20 protein-coding genes are annotated in these 17,479 nt (G+C 67.1%); 4 read left to right on the top strand and 16 right to left on the bottom strand.

All coding sequences use genetic code 11. From position 1 onward, the window contains the following. Positions 1-23 precede the first annotated feature (23 nt). From P0W64_RS13375 to P0W64_RS13310, 14 genes are all read right to left on the bottom strand, one after another. Positions 24-320, bottom strand: coding sequence for a GlsB/YeaQ/YmgE family stress response membrane protein (locus P0W64_RS13375; protein WP_275480615.1), 297 nt, complete (start codon positions 318-320; stop codon positions 24-26). A 232-nt stretch (positions 321-552) separates the two neighbouring features. After that, entirely contained in the window at positions 553-999 is a 447-nt protein-coding gene (locus tag P0W64_RS13370) for a GNAT family N-acetyltransferase (protein WP_275480614.1), read from the bottom strand. Between the two features lie 37 nt (positions 1,000-1,036). Next, positions 1,037-1,648 (bottom strand): response regulator transcription factor, encoded by a 612-nt coding sequence (locus P0W64_RS13365; protein WP_275480613.1) that lies wholly within the window; start codon positions 1,646-1,648, stop codon positions 1,037-1,039. Continuing rightward, on the bottom strand, positions 1,645-2,766 hold the full coding sequence (locus P0W64_RS13360; protein WP_275480612.1) for a sensor histidine kinase: 1,122 nt from the start codon (positions 2,764-2,766) through the stop codon (positions 1,645-1,647). Before P0W64_RS13360 ends, P0W64_RS13365 begins: the two co-directional genes overlap by 4 nt. A 25-nt stretch (positions 2,767-2,791) precedes the next feature. Further along, positions 2,792-3,580, bottom strand: coding sequence for an ABC transporter permease (locus P0W64_RS13355; RefSeq protein ID WP_275480611.1), 789 nt, complete (start codon positions 3,578-3,580; stop codon positions 2,792-2,794). Next, positions 3,577-4,533, bottom strand: coding sequence for an ABC transporter ATP-binding protein (locus P0W64_RS13350; RefSeq protein WP_275480610.1), 957 nt, complete (start codon positions 4,531-4,533; stop codon positions 3,577-3,579). Before P0W64_RS13350 ends, P0W64_RS13355 begins: the two co-directional genes overlap by 4 nt. A gap of 81 nt (positions 4,534-4,614) precedes the next feature. After that, entirely contained in the window at positions 4,615-6,105 is a 1,491-nt protein-coding gene (locus P0W64_RS13345) for a glycosyltransferase family 39 protein (RefSeq protein WP_275480609.1), read from the bottom strand. Between the two features lie 23 nt (positions 6,106-6,128). Beyond that, positions 6,129-6,917 (bottom strand): SDR family oxidoreductase, encoded by a 789-nt coding sequence (locus P0W64_RS13340; protein WP_275480608.1) that lies wholly within the window; start codon positions 6,915-6,917, stop codon positions 6,129-6,131. Positions 6,918-6,998: 81 nt separating this feature from the next. Beyond that, entirely contained in the window at positions 6,999-7,574 is a 576-nt protein-coding gene (locus P0W64_RS13335; protein WP_275480607.1) for a TetR/AcrR family transcriptional regulator, read from the bottom strand. 80 nt (positions 7,575-7,654) lie between these two features. Next, complete coding sequence (locus P0W64_RS13330) at positions 7,655-8,383, bottom strand: beta-phosphoglucomutase family hydrolase (protein ID WP_275480606.1); 729 nt, start codon at positions 8,381-8,383, stop codon at positions 7,655-7,657. Beyond that, a complete protein-coding gene (locus P0W64_RS13325; RefSeq protein ID WP_275480605.1) occupies positions 8,380-10,737 on the bottom strand; it encodes a glycosyl hydrolase family 65 protein in 2,358 nt (785 codons plus the stop codon). The genes P0W64_RS13330 and P0W64_RS13325 overlap by 4 nt, the downstream gene beginning before the upstream one ends. Beyond that, positions 10,734-11,735 (bottom strand): PfkB family carbohydrate kinase, encoded by a 1,002-nt coding sequence (locus P0W64_RS13320; protein WP_275480604.1) that lies wholly within the window; start codon positions 11,733-11,735, stop codon positions 10,734-10,736. Before P0W64_RS13320 ends, P0W64_RS13325 begins: the two co-directional genes overlap by 4 nt. Before the next feature lie 24 nt (positions 11,736-11,759). Beyond that, positions 11,760-13,253 carry a sugar porter family MFS transporter gene (locus P0W64_RS13315; RefSeq protein ID WP_275480603.1) on the bottom strand — a complete coding sequence of 498 codons (1,494 nt, stop codon included), beginning with the start codon at positions 13,251-13,253 and terminating at the stop codon, positions 11,760-11,762. A 119-nt stretch (positions 13,254-13,372) separates the two neighbouring features. Further along, on the bottom strand, positions 13,373-14,554 hold the full coding sequence (locus P0W64_RS13310; protein WP_275480602.1) for an ROK family transcriptional regulator: 1,182 nt from the start codon (positions 14,552-14,554) through the stop codon (positions 13,373-13,375). 258 nt (positions 14,555-14,812) lie between these two features. Between P0W64_RS13310 and P0W64_RS13305 the strand changes: the two genes are divergently transcribed. The 3 genes from P0W64_RS13305 (at position 14,813) to P0W64_RS13295 (ending at position 15,894) form a co-directional block, all read left to right on the top strand. Further along, entirely contained in the window at positions 14,813-15,016 is a 204-nt protein-coding gene (locus P0W64_RS13305; RefSeq protein WP_275480601.1) for a cold-shock protein, read from the top strand. A 331-nt stretch (positions 15,017-15,347) separates the two neighbouring features. Further along, complete coding sequence (locus P0W64_RS13300) at positions 15,348-15,533, top strand: hypothetical protein (protein ID WP_275480600.1); 186 nt, start codon at positions 15,348-15,350, stop codon at positions 15,531-15,533. Between the two features lie 145 nt (positions 15,534-15,678). Further along, the gene (locus P0W64_RS13295; RefSeq protein WP_275480599.1) at positions 15,679-15,894 is read left to right on the top strand and encodes a hypothetical protein; all 216 of its coding nucleotides are present in this window, start codon (positions 15,679-15,681) and stop codon (positions 15,892-15,894) included. 3 nt (positions 15,895-15,897) lie between these two features. Here P0W64_RS13295 and P0W64_RS13290 read toward each other — a convergent pair whose 3' ends face one another. Together P0W64_RS13290 and P0W64_RS13285 are read right to left on the bottom strand one after the other, a co-directional pair. Then, entirely contained in the window at positions 15,898-16,305 is a 408-nt protein-coding gene (locus P0W64_RS13290; protein WP_275480598.1) for a DUF5313 domain-containing protein, read from the bottom strand. Positions 16,306-16,363: 58 nt separating this feature from the next. After that, on the bottom strand, positions 16,364-16,678 hold the full coding sequence (locus P0W64_RS13285; protein WP_275480649.1) for a metalloregulator ArsR/SmtB family transcription factor: 315 nt from the start codon (positions 16,676-16,678) through the stop codon (positions 16,364-16,366). Between the two features lie 123 nt (positions 16,679-16,801). On the opposite strand from P0W64_RS13285, the gene P0W64_RS13280 reads away from it, so the two are divergent. Then, a complete protein-coding gene (locus P0W64_RS13280) occupies positions 16,802-17,473 on the top strand; it encodes a YoaK family protein (RefSeq protein ID WP_275480597.1) in 672 nt (223 codons plus the stop codon). The last annotated feature ends 6 nt before the right edge of the window (positions 17,474-17,479 follow it).

The raw sequence follows: 17,479 nt of genomic DNA, 5'->3' as shown, positions 1-17,479 counted from the left end.
GCAGCGCTCATCGCAAGTGGGACTTAATCTATGTCGCGGGCCGACGCGCGCTTGAGTTGCCTGCCTGCGGCGAAACGGACGTACACGCCGATCAGGATAACGGCGATAACGATGCCGACGATGAAGGGAATTACTTCCCATCCGCCGTTGGAATTCTTATATCCCAGTTGGTAGGTGAGCCACGAGCCGACGAACGAACCCACTATGCCCAAGAGCGCGGTCATGATCAGGCCGATCTTCTGCTGCCCCGGCATGATCAGACGGGCCAGCCCGCCGATTATCAATCCAACGACGATAGTGCTGATAATCGTCCAGATCATCGTTCCTCCGATTCGTTGCGGTATACGTTGTCACTGCATTCTGCACCATCGAACCCTGCGACCACCGCCGTAGCGGCAGACCACACCACGGTCCCCGAAGCAGGGACACATGATCGGCAGACATACCCACTGGACCTGGACCTAAACATGCGGCGTTGGACGGCCCTACGCCACCGTCGTCCATCAAGTGGCCATGCAGATCGCCTGCCGGGCCCGACACCGCTCGCCTGGGCTACTGCGTGGCCCCGACCGTGTAGCGGTACACGTTCGATTCGCGGCGCTCGAATCCGAGGCGGGCATAGAGCCGGTTCGCGGCGACGCGGTCAGGACGGGACGTCAGTTCCACCGTGCGAGCGCCGTGTTGATGTGCGCGAGCCAGGGCCGCCCGGACGAGAGCGGAGCCGACACCGCGACCGCGTGCTGATTCGTCGGTCACCACATCCTCGATCCACGCCCGCACGCCGGTCGGCGTCGGAAAGCAGGCGAGAGTCAGCATGCCGACGATCGTGTCGTCGACCCGGGCTGTGAACAAGGTGACCGCATCGTGTGTCAGCATCCCGTGGATGGTCTCGGCGGTGAGGGGAGCCGCCGTGGTCGAGACCTGTCGCATGAGTCGCGCCAGCTCCTCGGTCGTCTTCTCGGATACCGCGCGGGGAGCGTCGACTCGAACGTCCGTCACGAGCCGCACGCTACCCGGTCGGGCGTCGCGAGACCGCTCAGATCCATCCACGCAGACGGGCGGTCGTCGCAGCTTCGGCCCGGGTCACGGCGCCGGTCTTGCCGATCGCGCTGGACAGGTAGTTGCGCACGGTGCCCGGGGAGAGGTGGACTTCGGCGGCGATCACTGCGACCGTCACCCCGCCGAGCGCGGCGCGTAGTACCTGCCGTTCCCGCTCGGTCAGAGGACTCTCGCCGGTGGTGAGACTCTCGGTGGCGAGGGTCGGGTCGATGACGCGCAGTCCCGCATGCACCCGGCGCACCGCGTCGGCCAACTCGGCTGCGGGCGTGTCCTTGACGACGAAGCCCGACGCCCCGGCCCGCACGGCCCGGCGCAGGTAGCCCGGCCGACCGAAAGTGGTCACGATCAGCGACTTCACGTGCGGTAGTTCGGCAGTCAGCGCTGCGGCCACCTCGATCCCGTCTGCCCCAGGCATCTCGATGTCTAAAAGGCACACGTCCACCTGGTGCTCGCGAGCGGCGTCGACCACGGCTGTTCCCTCACCTACCTGCGCCACGACGGACAGGTCGTATTCGAGCTCCAGCAGCGCCGCCAGTGCGCCCCGCACCAGCGCTTGATCATCGGCGAGCAGCACGCGGATCTCTGTCATGGCAGCGATGCCCGCACTCGTGTTCCGGGTCCGCCCGGCGACGAGACCTCCAATACGCCGCCTGCGTCGCGCACGCGCTCATCGAGCCCCCGCAGGCCGTGACCGAAGCCGCCGCGCAGCCCGCAACCGTCGTCGATGATTTCGATGCTGTTGTGCCCCAGCTCGATCCGGCAACTGGCAGCACCGCTGTGTCGCACCACGTTGGTCACCGCCTCGCGCAGGACCCACGCGAGCACGGAACTGTCGTCCGGCACGGTGTCGTCAGACGCATCGTCGGCCTCGGACACCTCGGCTCGGATCTCGGCCGCGTCCAGGGCGGTCCTGGCCGAGCGCAGCTCGTCACGCAGGTCCGGCGCACGCAGGTTGCCGACGGTCGCCCGTACCTCGCTGAGCGCTGCACGCGACAGGGTGTGCAACTCGATGATCTCCGCCTTTGCTCGTTCGGGATGTTCGTCGACCAGGCGCGCTGCCAGCTCGGACTTGAGAGCCATCACGGTGAGTGAATGACCCAGGATGTCGTGCACGTCGCGGGCGACCCGCTCCCGCTCGGCGATCACTGCGAGCTGCTCCTGCAACGCTCGTCGCCGTTCGACGGCCGCTTCGCGGTCCTGCTCGCGCGCCTGCATGGTCCGTGTCACCAGCAGCACCACACCGATCGTCACCAACAGGATCGTCGTCGACGGGTCGGGGGACCATCCGGGCACGACCTCGGGGAGGAGTGCGACGGCCCCGAGCATGGCCAGGACGAGAACCGCGGCGGTCAGTGGTGGGAACTGAAAGATGATGAGCGCCATCAGATACCCGCCCATGCCCATCACCGACTGCCCCAGGATGGGGATCAACCCGGCTGCGATCGCGACGAGCGGGAGCGACCAGGCGGCGATCCGGGCGGGTGGGAAACGGACTCCGCGCATGGCGGGCATCATGACGTGCACACACATCGCGGCGTACCCGAGTGCGAACGCGAGTAGCAGCGTCACACCGGCCCACCTGGCCGGCCGCGACAGTGAATGGGAGCCCAGCACGGCCGCGAGCGGGGATGCCAGGAACATCAGCCACACAGCACCGAAGACCCAGCGCGGATCGCGCCAGGCCTTCAGGTACTCCGTCACCGTCACGGCTTCCATTCTGTACCCGCGTGGTTCACTGCCGTTCGCCGCTGCGGCGGTAGAAGAACACGGCGGTCGCGCCGAAGATCACGGCCCACGCCACCACATTGAGAAGCGCGACCCACACCGACGTGTGCTCGCCGTAGGCGGATTCGCCGCCCGTGAGCGGATACATCGCCAGGGCGTTGACTCCGAACATAGGCGTGAACTGGGAGAACGTATACATCGCGCCTTTCAGCGGTACGAACACGTTGCCGGCGAATGCGAGCAGCGTGAGCGCGCCGCCAGCGAGTTGCATAGCCGCCTCGGTGCGCAGCGCGCTGCCGATAGCCATCCCGAACGCCGCGAAGATCGATGCGCCGAGCCAGCCCAGCAACACCGAGCCGGCCCACAGACCGATAGGTGCGCTCGCGCCGGTGAGTGCGCCCGCGAGGGACAGGAGGAGCAGAGGCAGCAGCGCCATGACGAGCGCTACGCAGGTCTTCGCCGTTACGTAGGACAGGGGTGTCAGGGGGGTGAGCCGCAGCGTCCGAGTCCATCCCGCCTGCTGCTCCAGGGCGACGGACGCCGCGTTGGTGGTTGTTGCGATCACCGCACCGTAGACGGCCATGTGCACCATGACGTACGCCGCGATGTTCGCGTGGCCGATCCTGTCGTTCGTCGAACCCTGCGTGGATCCGAAGATGACGTACATCAGCGTGGGCATCACGAGCGTGAAGATGACCGCACGGCGATTACGTAGAACCCGTCGCAGGTCGGTGACTACGTAGGTGGGGGAGAACCCGCCGAGGGGGCGCGATGTGGTGGTCAGGGTGGCGGTCATGCCGGGACCTCCTCGGAACCGGGCTGGCGGGTCAGGGAGATGAAGGCGTCCTCGAGATTCGGTGCCGCGATCTCGACGTCGCGCGCCGAGGTCTGCGTGAACAGGTACCTGCCCACGGCGTCGGAGTCGCTGGAGGTCAGGAACGCCCGGCCACCGCGAACGGTCACGTCGGTGATCGCTGGAATCGCGGCTCGAACCCGCGAGAGTTCCTCGCGACCGAGCACCGCGGAGACCACCCGGCCGGACGCCTGCGCACGGATCTCCGCGGTGGTCCCATCTGCCACCACACGCCCTGCAGCCATCATTATGATGCGGTCGGCGAAATCGTCGGCCTCCTCGAGATAGTGGGTGGCGAAGAGCACGGTCCGTCCCTCGCCGGCGTCCGCGCGCATCGTCGCCCAGAAGGCCCGACGGGACTCCACATCCATTCCGGCGGTGGGTTCGTCGAGCACGATCAGGTCGGGATCGGGAAGGAGCGCGAGTGCGAACTTGAGCCTCTGCTGTTCGCCACCAGAGCATTTCGAGACTTTGCGCCCGGCGATCGAGGAGATCGATGCTCGCGCCATGACGTCGTCGACGGTGTCGGTCACTCCGAACGTGGAGGCGACGACGCGCACCGTCTCCTCCACGGTGAACTCGGGGAGCAGCCCGCCGGACTGCATCACCGCGGATACCCGCCCGCCGCGTGCGGCCTGCTCGGGGCTGGTCCCGAATACCTCGATCCCGCCGCCCACGGGTCTGGTCAGGCCGAGGAGCATGTCGATGGTGGTGGTCTTTCCTGCGCCGTTCGGTCCGAGGAAGGCTACGACCTCGCCGGCTCCGATGGTCAGATTGATGCCGTCGACCGCTGTGACCGCCGCCCCGTGCGGGCCGCGGAAGGTCTTGCGTAGGTCGCGGACCGATATCGCAGGCGCTTGGTCGAGCCTCGTCGCGCCTATGGCTGTCGTGTTCATGTACGTCACGTTTCCGCATCCGCGCGCCCGAGACCCCATGCGCATGTCACGTATTCGCGATGACATCTGTCATCTCGGCCATCAGTCGTAGTGCTGGAAGTCCGGCCACAGCTCGGGCAGCGGCCGCGTCGGCTGTCGGCAGATCGCGATCGGTAGGCCCTGCTCCTCGTTGTCGACACCGACGCGGTTGTCCAGTCTTCCGACGACGGTGCACGTGCCGAACAGCCCCTGCACGGTGGCCAGCTGCGCCTCCACCATGATCACGGTCGTCGTACCGGCCGGCGGTGCCGTGTCGAAGTACAGCTGGTTCTGCCCGCTGTACGGGAGAGGAAGCCCCAGCGCCGGGCCGTACCGGACGAGGGCACCAGCCTCGCCGTAGTTGCTCGCGATGACCACGGCACGCGCACGCTCGTTGTCGGGAATGGAGCGATACGCCGTCGCGATCTGCTCGGCATATGTCGGCCAGCCGATCTGGTCTCTCGCGGTCTGAGCGATCGCCGGAATCGGGGTGCGGCCCACCACGGATACCGGAACCAACGGCAGCCCGATCACCGCGGAGATCACCGCGTTGACCGCGATGGACGTTACGGCGGCGACACGCCACGGCCGAGACCTGCGCAGAAACTCCGCCGTCGGTACACAGCCGACCGCGAACACCACCGCGAGTAGGCCGAACGGGTAATAGATCTGGCCCGCGGCGAGGAAGGTCTCGACCAGAATGATCACGAATGCCACCGCGACGAAGCGCATAGGGCGCCAGGCGGGGCGTCGAAGCAGCGAGACGAGGCCGGCGACCCAGACCGGCACCAGAGGTGGGCCTAGGAGCAGTAACAGAAACGGCCACATGGTGATTCGGACTTCGGAACCGTTGTGTGCGCTCAGCGCCCGTCCCATGGTGAATTGCGGCCAGTCGTGCGTGGCCTGGTAGGCCAGATTCGGCAGAACCAGCACAAGTGCCGCAACCATCCCGACTACGAACCATCGGTTGAAGAGCGCACGGCGCGGACCGACCAGCAGGACACCGAGTACGAGGGCTACTACCACCATCGCGATCAGCAGCTTGTTGTAACCAGCCAGACCGGCGACGGTCCCCGCGGCCAGCCACCATCGGGGCCGTCGCCTCCGCACCACCATGATCACGAACAGTGCGATCAGCGGTGAGAAGACGAGATCCGGTGTCGCGGTGAGGAGTACGTGCCCCATCAGTAGTGGGAACGAGGCGAAGGCGTATGCCCACGCACAGAGCGTCTGCGCACACCGCCCACCGCCGAACTCGCGAGTGATGAGCACGGCCACCGACACCGAGCCGGCGGCGAACACCGTCGCTGGAACGCGCAGCACCCACGCGTCGTCCGAGAGGGTGGCGGCAAGGTGCGAGAGCAGCGGGGTCAACGGTGGCTGATCCACGTAGCCCCATGCGGGGTGCAGCATACGGAAGTACAACTCGTCGCGCTCGAAGCCGTACCCATTGCTGCACAACGTGAGCAGCAGGACCATGCAGCCGATCGGCGGCAGCACTCTCGGCCACTCGAGGGGCGGCCGCTGCGGCCCCTCGTCGGCGGTGACCGTCATGTGGCCACGGTACTCGAGCCTGGTCAGATCGTCTTGACGACGCCTCCATCGATGAGGACGTCGGCCCCGACGATGCTCGCGGCTACCGGGGACACGAGGAAAGCGATCAGTGCCGCGACCTCCTCCGGCTCGGCGATGCGTCCGGACGCCGTCCCGAACGTCTCGGGCATCGCGGCCAGGAAGTCGGCGTGGTCCACTCCCGCGCTCTCCGCTACCTTGGCGCCGAAGCCGCCGGGACTGCGCCACAACCCGGTGCCGACGGGCCCCGGCGAGACCGTGTTCACTCGCACGCCGCGGGGCCCGAACTCCTCGCTCAGCCGCTTACCGAACGCTGCCATGGCCGCCTTGGCCTCGCTGTAGCCGACCGGTCCCGTCGCCGGTACGCGGGCGTTGATGGACGAGACGTTGATGATCGTTCCGCGGCGCTCGATGAGGCTCGGCAATGCCGCACGCGAGGCCCACACCGCACTGAACAGGTTGAGGTCGAACAGGTCCCCCCACTGTGCGTCGTCGGTCTCCAGGAAGCCGCCGAGCTTCAACCGGTCGACGTCGCCCGCGCCGACATTGTTCACCAGGATGTCGACGCCGCCGGTCTCGGCGAGCGCTGCGTTGACGACGCTGCGCGCGCCATCGGGTGTCGACAGATCGGCCGGGACGGCGGCGACGCTCGCGGACCTCAACTCCGGCGTGATCGTCCGTGCAGCGCCTATCACGCGTACGCCCTCCCGTGTCAGAGCTTCGGCGACGGCGAGGCCGATGCCGCGGCTCGCGCCGGTGACCACCGCGGTCCTACCCTCGAGCTGCAGATCCATTTGATCCAACCTTTCTTGAACTGTGGGTCTAAAATGTGGGCAGAAGAAGGTCCGGGTTTGACCACGTGGTCAAACCCTTTGTCAGAGAACGGATACGGCCGTATCGATGATGCGGTAGAGCGCGGATGCCTCGTGCGTCATGGCCGTGACGCGCAGCCCGGCGAGTGTGTTGGCCAGATGCTCACCGACAGCGCGGGGGTCGAGCTCTGGCGATACGTCCCCCTCCCGCTGTCCGCGTTCGATCCGCGCGACGAACCAGCCGGTCGATTCGTCCTGCATGCGACGGAGCTTCTGTGCGATGACCGGATCCTGGCCGGCCAGTTCGACGGCGGTGTTCCCGACCAGGCAACCCCGGCGCTGGGGCTGGCCGATATCGGAGTCGACGATCGAACGGAGAACTCCCGCGAGGCATTCCCGGGTGGAACCGGGAGTGTCCATGAGCTCGTACGCCGTGTGGCTGATCTGTTGGTGATACAGATCGAGGCACCGCTCGAAGAGCTCACGCTTGTTATGAAAAGCGTTGTACAGACTGCCCTTCGCGATGCCCGTGGCCTCGGCGAGCCGGGCCGGGGACGTGCTCGTGTAGCCGTTCGTCCAGAACGTCTCCATCGCTCGGGACAACACCACGTCGTCCTCGAAGCCCCTCGGTCGGCCCACGTCGACGACGGTACACGGTTCTAGACCTACTGGTCAATAACTGTTGTGGCTCGTCTCCGGCGGTCACGCATGGACGCTGGTCAGGACAGGAGTTCGGCGACATCGCGAACCACCTGATCCGCACCGGCGCGAACCAGTTCCTCGTATCCGGCGCCGCGGTCGACGCCGACCACCCAAAGACCCCCGCGGTGCGCGGCAGCGACGCCGGACACCGCGTCCTCGACTCCGATGGTGCGGGTGGCGTCGGCCCCCAGTGCGTCGGCGGCGGTGAGGAACATCGCGGGGTGGGGCTTGCCGGGCAGTCGATCTCGCGCGGCGACCTCGCCGTCGACGATCACGTCGAAGTCGGTCAGGAGGCCGGCGCGTTCGAGGACCGCGCGGGCGTTACGTGAGCTCGAGACGACGCCGGTGGGGACATGTGCGCGGCGCAGCGCCTGAACGACGCGCAGCGACCCGTCGAACACCCGCACCCCATCGGCGCGGAGGATCTCGGCGAATGCGGCGTTCTTCCGGTTGCCGAGACCCGCCGCCGTGTCGGCCGAGGGCGGGTCGTCGGGTGACCCGGGGGGCAGGTCCAGGCCGCGCGAGGACAGCACGTTCTCGACCCCCGCCGCCCTCGGCCGGCCATCGATCAGCCGGTAGTAGTCGTCGTCCGTGAACGGTGCGGCACGGTGGGTTTCGAGGTACGGACCGAACAGATCCGCCCACGCGCGACGGTGGACCGCGGCAGTGTCGGTGAGTACCCCGTCGAGATCGAACAGGACCGCGTCGGCCGCGAGTAGCGGTATCCGCGTGCGCGTCTCACTCATGCGTGACCGACACCGACAGTATCGCCGCTCGCGGCGACCGTCACAGCCCGGCCGGCCGGCAACGTGACGGGTGCGCCCCAGACGGACACCGTTTCGTCGGGTCCCGCGCCCACGAGCTCGAGCACCACGTCCTCGTGCCCGAGGTCTGCACGCACGGTCCGGCCGCGCCAGTGCACCGAGAAGCGGAGCCGCCGCCATGTTCTAGGCAGCGCCGGCGAGAATGCGAGGCCGTCCACGGTGGCGAGGAATCCACCGAAGCCGTGGATGGCGATCTGCCATGTGCCACCGGCGGACGCGATATGCATCCCCTCTTCGGTGTTGCCCTGGTTGTCGTCCAGGTCTACGAATGCCGACCGCGCGAAGTACCTCTCGGCGGTCGTGTCGTCGCCGACCTGGAGCCCGACGATCGCATGGATCGACGGGCTGAGAGACGATTTGTGCAGTGTGCGGGGCTCGTAGAAGCGATAGTTGGCGCGACGGGTCTGGAGCGAATATGCCTGCGGTAGTAGGAACATCAGCATCACGACGTCCGGCTGCTTGAGGAGTGTCGTGTCCTCGCAGTTGAAATGGTTGTAGCCGGGCGGATAGCAGGGCATGTCGTTCTCGTCCCACTGTGTGACCGGCACGGGTGTCCGCGAGAAGTAGCCTTCGAACTGCTCGATCACCCCGGCGTCCGGATCGACGGGGGCCGTGATCCTGCCTGCCGCGTCGGACCACGCGCGTGGCTCGTCTGCCTCCAGCCCGATCCGCTCGGCGAGGAGCGCGAGGCCCTCCGGCCGGGCATCGGCCATCTCCGCGTACACCCTCGCCGCGCCCTCGAGGTGCCATCGGACGAGCCGGTTGGTGAACGCGTTGTCGTCGATGTGCGAATGGAATTCGTCGGGCCCCATCACGGTCCTGAGTGCTAGTCGCTCGCCGTCGTCGGCGCATCGGTCCACCCAGAATCGTGCCGTCTCGAACAGGATCTGCGCTCCTTCGCCGTACAGGTAGTCGAGATCCCCGGTGACCTCCGCGTACCGCAGTACCGCGTACGCGACGTCCGCTGTGACGTGCAGCTCCTCTTCTCGGGTATAGAAGCGGTTGCGCCCGTCGGGGGTGAAGCGGGGACACTCCTCCAGTCCAGTGTCCGCAGACTCCCATGGGTACCGGGCGCCGCCGGTCCCGTTGTCGCGGGACACTTCTCGCGCGCCGGGGAGTGTGTGGAACCGGTAGCCGAGCAACGAGCGCGCGGCCGGCGGCTGGGTGAAGAGGAAGAACGGCAGCATCATGATCTCGGTGTCCCAGAAGACGTGACCGCGATATCCCTCACCGGACAGGGATTTGGCACCGATGTTGACGGTCGGGTCGTCGGGGTTCGCCGCGATCAAGAGGTGGTAGATCGAGAACCTGACGGCCAGGGCCGCCCGGTCGTCGCCCACTATCTCGCAGTCGGAGTCGTGCCAGAGCCGCGCCCACGCCTCCTCGGAGGCTGCGCGCGCCTCGTCGAATGTGCGGGTGCGCAGCACCGTCGACTCGGCTCGGGAGACGGGGTCGGCGTCGGCCTCCGGATCCCGGTCCGTTGCGATACCTACGAGTTTGTCGACGGTCACCGTCGTCCCCGCGGCGGTCTGGTCGAACTCGAACTCCTCGCCGATCCGCTCGTACCCGCGCCGGCGTCGGGTCCTGGTGGCTGCGGGTGCGGAGCCGGCGGTGAAGGCGTACGCGATGTCGACGTCGGAAGCGATGGTCCGGCATCCGATCCACCCGACCTCCCCGTGGAAGCCGCTGCCCGTCGAACGCAGGTGGGTCGAGCGAGCCCACTTGTCCCACTTGCGATCCGGTCCGAAGGTGGTTCCCTCGGGATAGGCGGGTAGTCGCTCCAGGTTGCGCTTGTGAGCGTCGATCCCGGTGCGGATGACGACGGAGGCTCCGCGCTCCAGCGGGGTGACCTGCACGCGCAGGGCACAGAGGTCCCGGTCGGACATGCTGGCGAGGCGTTCGGTGCGCACGCGCACCGGGGCGCCGTCGACTACGAATACGGTCTCCCGGCTCAGGATGCCGGTCCGCAAGTCCAGTTCGCGGCGGTGGGAGGCGACTGCCGCCGACTCCGGGTCGAGTCGTACGCCTTCGATGTATATCTCGGTGTCCAGCCAGTCGGGCGCGTTCACCAGATCGGTCACCGGCGCGTCGTGCGCATCGTAGACACCTGCCAAGAACGTGCCCGGAAGGGCGCCGGTGTGGCGCTCCTCGAGCGATCCGCGGGTGCCGAGCCGTCCATTGCCGACTGTGAAGATCGTTTCGAAGTAGTTGGCGCGCTGCGGGTCCCATCCGGACTCGGTCACCGTCCAGAGCGCGGTGTCGGTGGGTGCGGTCATGACGACGCCACTGCGGGACCGTACGCCGCGGCGATCTGTGCGTCGGTGGCGTCGAGGGGTAGGTAGACCGAGAGATCGCTGCCCGAACAGCGTTGTGCGCCCATGGCGTTGCCGTAGCGGGCCGCAGTCACGAGGTCACCGGACTGTAGATAGCCGAACGCCATTCCGGCGGCGAACGAATCGCCGCAGCCGGTCGTGTCCACGACGTCGTGCACTTCGATCCGCGGTACCAGCTCCTCGCAGAGCTCGCCCGACGGGCCGCGGAAGTACAGCGCGCACCCCTCCTCGTCGAGCGTCACGCATACGGCGGTGACGCCGCGATCGAGGCAGTGTTGCGCGAACTCGCCGAGTTGCTCTCGTGGGAGAGGCGCGCCGAGCATGGCCGGATCTCCCCCGGGCGGCGGGAACCAAGCGCAGCCGGCCTCTTCGAGGTTCATCTTCATGATGTCGATCGTGGGGAGCCATGCATCGCGGTCGATCCACAGCCGGCTGATGCGATGGCCCGCAGCAGTGAGCGCCACGGTGGGACCGTGACAGTCGAGCAGGATGGTCGCATCGCTGTGCGCCCGGATGTAAGCGAGCGTCGGCTGCGCGACCTCGTAGTCGGTGATCGGCACGCACACGAAAGCGTCGGAGTCCAAGGCGAATCGGACGTCCTCGGGCTGAATCGGATGCATGAACCCGGTCTGGCGCTCGTCGCGGAAGTTCTGGTCCCGGAACGTCAACTCGACGACGTCGCCGCGGTCGCTGTCTGCGCGGATGCCGGTCAGGTCGACGTTACGGAACGGGGCGAGACGCTCTCTGATCGCATCCAGGTCGTCGTGCCGCACGTGCACGATGGGGCGGACCAGGTCGTCGGGACCGAGCAGCGACGAGAGCGCCGCAACGGTGTAGAGGACGCAGCCGTACTTGTCGAATACCTCGCCTCGATGGGTGACGATGTGGTCGCGGGGAATCGGGCCGAGAACCGCGATCCTGCGTGGAGTGTTGGCAGTCATGATGTGGGTTCCTGTCGATCGCCGCTACGCGGTGGCCTCGCGGCCAGGGGTCTCGTGGGTGATGCCGGCACTGGCATCCATGTCTTCGAGGGACATCCCCTTCGTCTCCTTGACGAAGCGGGTGACGAAGAGCAGCGACAGCAGGGCGAACAGCGCGTACATGCCGTACGCGAATCCGAGGGAGAAGGACTTCAGGCTCGGAAAGCTGACGGTGATCGCCCAGTTCGCGGCCCACTGTCCCGCGGCGGCAAGGGACAGCGCCGCACCCCGGATCCGGTTCGGGAACATCTCCCCGAGGAGGACCCAGACGACAGGTCCCCAGCTCAGCGCGAAGCACACGACGAACAGGTTGGCGGCGACGAGGGCGATCGGCCCGGCGGCGCCTGTCAGATGAGGCTCGAGTACTCCCGAGGAGTTGGCCACCTGCGGGGCGCCGCCGAAGCAGACGGCCATCACTGCGAGCGTGACCGTCATACCGACCGAGCCGACGATCAACAACGGCTTGCGGCCGATCCGATCCACCAGCATGATCGCGACGAACGTCGACACGATGTTGACCACCGACGTGAAGACGCTGGTCTGGAACGCTTGGGATTCCTTGAACCCCACAGCCTCCCAGAGCACATTGGAGTAGTAGAAGATGACGTTGATGCCGACTGCCTGCTGGAAGACGGACAGGAGCAGGCCCACCCAGACGATCGGATAGATGCCGCCGGTCGGACGCCGTAGATCCTTCCAGGACGGCTGCTCGTCGCCTGCCAGGCTCTGCTGGATGCGAGTGATGGTCAACTCGAGGTTCTTCTCGCCGAACAGCAGGGTGAGGACGCGCCGGGCCTCAGGGAGGCGATGTGTCGCAACCAGGTAGCGCGGCGACTCCGGGATGGTGGACGCGAGTACTCCGTACACCACAGCGGGGATGGCCATCGCCAGGAACATCCAACGCCAGGCGTCCATGCCCAGCGCGAGTTCCTGGTTGGCGCCGCCTGCCACCTGTGCCAACACGTAGTCGACGAGCAGGGAGAGGAAGATGCCGAGCACGATGGCCAACTGCTGGAGGGATCCCAGGCGCCCGCGGATGCGAGCCGGCGAGGTCTCGGCGATGTAGGCGGGCGCGATCACCGAGGCGACGCCGACTCCGACACCTCCGATGACTCGGAAGATCACGAGCGTCCAGATCTCGGGCGCGAATGCCGCTCCCACAGCGCTGATGAAGAACAGCACGGCGCCGATCTTCATGACCTTCAGACGTCCGATGCGGTCGGCGATGCGGCCCGCGCTCATCGCGCCCGCGGCTGCGCCGAGGAGTGCTGATGCGACTGCGAAGCCCAGAGTCGTGTCGGCAACGTGGAAATCGTCTTGGATCGACGAGACGGCGCCGTTGATGACCGCGCTGTCGTAGCCGAAAAGCAGACCGCCGATGGCGGCTACCGAGGCGATGCGGACGACCCGGTTACCCGAGGTCTCCACGTCCTCTCCGAACACCGACGGGCCGTCGGGGATAGCCCCGCCTTCGCTCATGTGCGTGTCCTCTCCGATGCGGGCGCGTCGACGAGCCCGCGGGTTGATGTGATGCCAGTCACATGCAACCCGTGTGGCGGAGATACTTCAAGAGATCGCGACCGACACGGTCTATACGTTCAAGAGTTGAACAACGCTGCCGAGGCGGATTCGCGCCGGGCGAGGGCCACGGCCCCGAGTACGTGTGTCCGGGCGCCGAGCGCGCCGCGCCGGATGTGCACCGCGCCTGCCGCGGCGGGCACGCCGCAACGGCCGATCACGCGCTCCATCGCGGGGATGAGAAGTGTCGATGCCTGTGCCAGTTCCCCGCCGATCAGCACCATCTGCGGATTCAGCAGGCTGCACAGGTCGGCAAGCGACCGGCCCACCTGTAGTCCGACATCGGTGAGCAGCCGTTCGCACGCCCGTGACCCGGCCTCCGCCCGCTGCACGATCTCGAGGATGGTCAGATGCTCGCCGACGATCGGCTCGAGGATCGACGTGACCCGGCGCGCGGACACGACGGTCTCTAGGCAGCCTCGGTTGCCGCACCGACAGAGGTCGCCGTACTCGTCGAGAGTCGTGTGGCCGATCTCGCCCGCCGTGCCGGTGACGCCGCCGTACAGGTGCCCGCCGATGATGAGGCCGGCTCCTACGCCATCGGACAGCTTGAGGTACACCACATCGGAGTATCCGGCACCCGCGCCCCACCACCACTCGGCCAACGCTCCGAGGTTGGCATCGTTGTCAACGGCGACACGCACGGGAAGCCCCAGGGCGTCCGAGGCGAGGTCACCGGCATCGACTCCCACCCACCCCGGCAGGATCGACGGCGACCCCACCCGTCCCGTCGTGCGATCGATAGGAGCGGGCAGGCCCATCGCAGCGGCGACCACCTCCGTGCGGTCCACGCCCGCCGTGGCGAGGACATGCTGCGCGAGGCGGGCCGCCTCGGCCATGCCGTCTCGTGCGGACATGTCGGGGGCCAGGTCCACGCGCCGCTCGGTCAGCACCTCGTGGTCGAGATCGGCGACGGCGACGCTGATATGCCGGTGGCCGTAGTCGACGCCGACCACGAAACCCGGTCCGGGCGCCAGCCGGATCGACTTCCGTCGGCCCGCCCCGTCGGTCGTCACGACGTCGCCTGCTGCGCGCAGGTGCCGGACGATGTTCGACACGGTCGCAGGCGCGAGTCCGGTCTTGCGCGCGAGCTCGGCCTGGGAGAGGTCTCCATACTCGCGCAGCGCCTCGAGTACCCGGCCGCGGTTGAGATCGCGCAGGGCCCGCGGCGACCCGGGCCGGCTCATGATCGTCCGAACCACATGTCGACTCCCACTTCCCGGTCCGCGCCACTGCCCGACCCGATCATCCCTACACCGTTGCGGCCCGTCGCACAGGGGAACGGCCCCTACATGGCGACGCCCCACAAAAGCTGATAAGGTAAGTGACGGTTGTTTTCTTAGTGACGTGCTCGCGAAGATTTCACGCGGCAGACACGCACCGATCTCCTTTGATTCTCGCGTTCCTCCGCAGACCCGGGGTCGAACGTCGACCCCGTCCCATACGAGGAGAGTAAATACATGGCTCAAGGCACTGTGAAGTGGTTCAACGCGGAGAAGGGGTTCGGCTTCATCACCCCCGACAGCGGTGACAAGGATCTGTTCGTCCACTTCAGCGGTATCGCCGGCAACGGCTTCCGCAGCCTGAACGAGAACGATCGCGTCAGCTTCGAGGAAGAGGCCGGCGCGCGTGGCCCGCAGGCCGTCTCGGTGCAGACGGTCTAGTCACACCGCTCGAACAGAACGGCTGGTGGTCGAATCGACCACCAGCCGTTCTGTTCTAGTTGCAGTCGAGTTCTGTTGGGTGCCAGGGTGTTCGGCCTCGGCCCGGCAGGGCCCGGCCGCGGTCTTTCTGCGTGCGGTATGGACCCCTACACCGATCGATCGGCGCGGCGATCCGGGCTGCTTGCACCACGTGGCTTGTGATGCAGCGCAACATCGTTCGTGATGCGAGGCCTGGCACGGGGTCGGATCCAGTGTTAGCCTCGGTGGTGCACAGTCGGCGTGTCGCCCGCTGAGCGAGTGGGCGACCTCGGATCAACGGGAGGTGTGGGTAATGCTTCTCCAAGGACCCCATGCGCACAAGCTGCACAATCGTTTTCACGGCGAGGTGATACCCAGCGGTGACTCCGCGGACATCGCCGAACAGGCGCTCTCCGTAGAAGCGACGTTCGATGAGGACGAGCATCCGCGTGAGCCGGCCGATGAGGTGATCGTCACCGGACACCGCATCGTGGCCTGATCTCCGCGACCCGACGAGAGTAACGCGACCGGCGCGGCCGAATCCTCGGCTGCGCCGGCACTCTCGTACCCGGAGCACATGCGCCCGCTGACACGCCGTCCGCAGGTCCCCCACTCGGCTGCCCGTCGGGTGGATCATAAGACCCATGTTGGGGATCCGCACACGGGACCGGACGCGCCGCACGGAGGGCGCAGGGCACGCGACCAGCGACCTCGCGGCCGAGCGCGACCTCTTGCTGCACCAGCCGGCGACGTTCCTGGACGAGGCGAAACTGGCACGCATCGACGAGATCGCCGACGCCCTGATCGACCGCGCCGACCACGGCGATCGAGTGGCCCGCGACTACCTGATGCACCGCTAGGGTTCAGCGGCCGTCGCGCGGCAGAGGCCGGCCATGCTTGGCCGCGTACTCGGCATGCATGGCGGCGTCGCGGATCCGGGCGCGCTCGTCGACCAGATCCGGGTCGAGCCCGTGCCGCTTCAGCCGCGACCGACGGTAGATCTTGTTGAGCGCGATGGCGAAGTAGACGAACGGGATCAGGATCGGCAGCGTCATGCTCATGTGCACGTACAGCGTGGTGGGAATGAACAGGAACGGCACGAGCATGAGCACGCACGGGATGCTCGCGCGGACGACGGTGCGAAGCGCGGCACCGCGGCCTGCCAGGTCGTTCCGCACCCAGTCGTTCATCTCCGGCGGCAGGGTGTAGCCGTAGCTGTACGCCACGTACTGCAGGGGATTCGGTTTGGTGCGGCGCTGGGCGTCGGACATCAGGTGTCCCTTCTGTGTCGGGGATTCGCGGGAGGCCGCGGTCGAGAGGTAGGTGCGGTCACGCTCCGTGGTCGGTCGCAGCGAATTCGAGGATCTCGGCCTGCCCCGCGACCACCCCGGTGAGGATCGACTTGGCGCACGCGAGAAGCTCCGCCACGCGAGGTGAGGTGAGGGAGTACCGGACGTTCGATGCCTCACGCCACGAGATGACGAGACCCGCGCGGCGCAGTACCGCGAGGTGCTGCGACATGTTGGTGGCGCCGACGCCTACCTCGGGAAGCATGTCGGCCACGGATCGATCGCCGTCGCTGAGCAGTTCGAGGATGCGGATCCGGGCCGGGTGCCCCAACGTGCGAAAGAAGTCCGCCTTCATCCGATAGAGCGGTGGTGCCGCATCCTGCACGACGAGCTCCCTCCGGGGTGGTGATCAATTGATGATATGCCAGTATATGCAAGTCAGATGATCAGAGGCGGCCCAGCCGAGGGGGTAGGAGCGGTGGTGGTCGCGATTCGCAGGCGCGAACTGGCGCTCGCCACTGTTCTCGCGTCCACATCGGGGTTTCTCGACGCGGTCGGGTACATCTCGCTGGGTGGATACTTCGTCTCCTTCATCAGCGGCAATTCGACCACGATGGCCGCGGAGGCAGCGGGCGGGATGTGGCCCGGTGCAGGACGTGCGCTGGGACTGATCGGTCTCTTCTTCGTCGGCGTGATCGCGGGTTCGGTGCTGTCTCGCATGGGCGACGGGCGGACCAGCGTGCTGTGGGCGGCTGTCTGCGTGGTGACCGTGTCGGCATTCGCGCACTCGGTCGGCGGCGGGGTGCCGGCGGTGCTGCTCGTCGCTGTCGCGATGGGGGTGCTCAACTCCACTTTCCAGCGCGACGGAGAGGTGTCGGTCGGGCTCACATACATGACAGGCACGCTGGTCAAAGCTGGACAACGTCTGGTCGACGCGTTCTGGGGAGGCCCGCGGTGGGTATGGGCTCGGCACGCGCTGCTGTGGGTGGCATTGACGGCCGGCGCACTGGCGGGGGCATTCGCATACTCGCAGTGGCACCTGGCGTCGCTGTGGATCGCGGATGGGTTCCTGTTCGCCGCCGCCGCGGTCACCGGGATGGTGCGTGGGAGGGGCGGCCGCCGATCGGATCGTGCAGGCGTCCGACCCTGAGCGCTC

The sequence above is a fragment of the Tsukamurella sp. 8F genome (assembly GCF_029167375.1).
Taxonomy (GTDB): Bacteria; Actinomycetota; Actinomycetes; order Mycobacteriales; family Mycobacteriaceae; genus Tsukamurella.
Note: the sequence above shows the minus strand (reverse complement) of the source record. Positions and strands in the feature narration are given on the sequence as shown.

What these genes read in the sequence shown, in the direction of transcription:
- P0W64_RS13365 (WP_275480613.1), bottom strand. Translation starts at nt 1,648, where the DNA reads ATGACAGAGATCCGCGTGCTGCTCGCCGATGATCAAGCGCTGGTGCGG.
- P0W64_RS13325 (WP_275480605.1), bottom strand. Translation starts at nt 10,737, where the DNA reads ATGACCGCACCCACCGACACCGCGCTCTGGACGGTGACCGAGTCCGGA.
- P0W64_RS13315 (WP_275480603.1), bottom strand. Translation starts at nt 13,253, where the DNA reads ATGAGCGAAGGCGGGGCTATCCCCGACGGCCCGTCGGTGTTCGGAGAG.
- P0W64_RS13345 (WP_275480609.1), bottom strand. Translation starts at nt 6,105, where the DNA reads ATGACGGTCACCGCCGACGAGGGGCCGCAGCGGCCGCCCCTCGAGTGG.
- P0W64_RS13350 (WP_275480610.1), bottom strand. Translation starts at nt 4,533, where the DNA reads ATGAACACGACAGCCATAGGCGCGACGAGGCTCGACCAAGCGCCTGCG.
- P0W64_RS13300 (WP_275480600.1), top strand. Translation starts at nt 15,348, where the DNA reads ATGCTTCTCCAAGGACCCCATGCGCACAAGCTGCACAATCGTTTTCAC.
- P0W64_RS13320 (WP_275480604.1), bottom strand. Translation starts at nt 11,735, where the DNA reads ATGACTGCCAACACTCCACGCAGGATCGCGGTTCTCGGCCCGATTCCC.
- P0W64_RS13285 (WP_275480649.1), bottom strand. Translation starts at nt 16,678, where the DNA reads ATGAAGGCGGACTTCTTTCGCACGTTGGGGCACCCGGCCCGGATCCGC.
- P0W64_RS13330 (WP_275480606.1), bottom strand. Translation starts at nt 8,383, where the DNA reads ATGAGTGAGACGCGCACGCGGATACCGCTACTCGCGGCCGACGCGGTC.
- P0W64_RS13340 (WP_275480608.1), bottom strand. Translation starts at nt 6,917, where the DNA reads ATGGATCTGCAGCTCGAGGGTAGGACCGCGGTGGTCACCGGCGCGAGC.
- P0W64_RS13290 (WP_275480598.1), bottom strand. Translation starts at nt 16,305, where the DNA reads ATGTCCGACGCCCAGCGCCGCACCAAACCGAATCCCCTGCAGTACGTG.
- P0W64_RS13305 (WP_275480601.1), top strand. Translation starts at nt 14,813, where the DNA reads ATGGCTCAAGGCACTGTGAAGTGGTTCAACGCGGAGAAGGGGTTCGGC.
- P0W64_RS13355 (WP_275480611.1), bottom strand. Translation starts at nt 3,580, where the DNA reads ATGACCGCCACCCTGACCACCACATCGCGCCCCCTCGGCGGGTTCTCC.
- P0W64_RS13295 (WP_275480599.1), top strand. Translation starts at nt 15,679, where the DNA reads ATGTTGGGGATCCGCACACGGGACCGGACGCGCCGCACGGAGGGCGCA.
- P0W64_RS13375 (WP_275480615.1), bottom strand. Translation starts at nt 320, where the DNA reads ATGATCTGGACGATTATCAGCACTATCGTCGTTGGATTGATAATCGGC.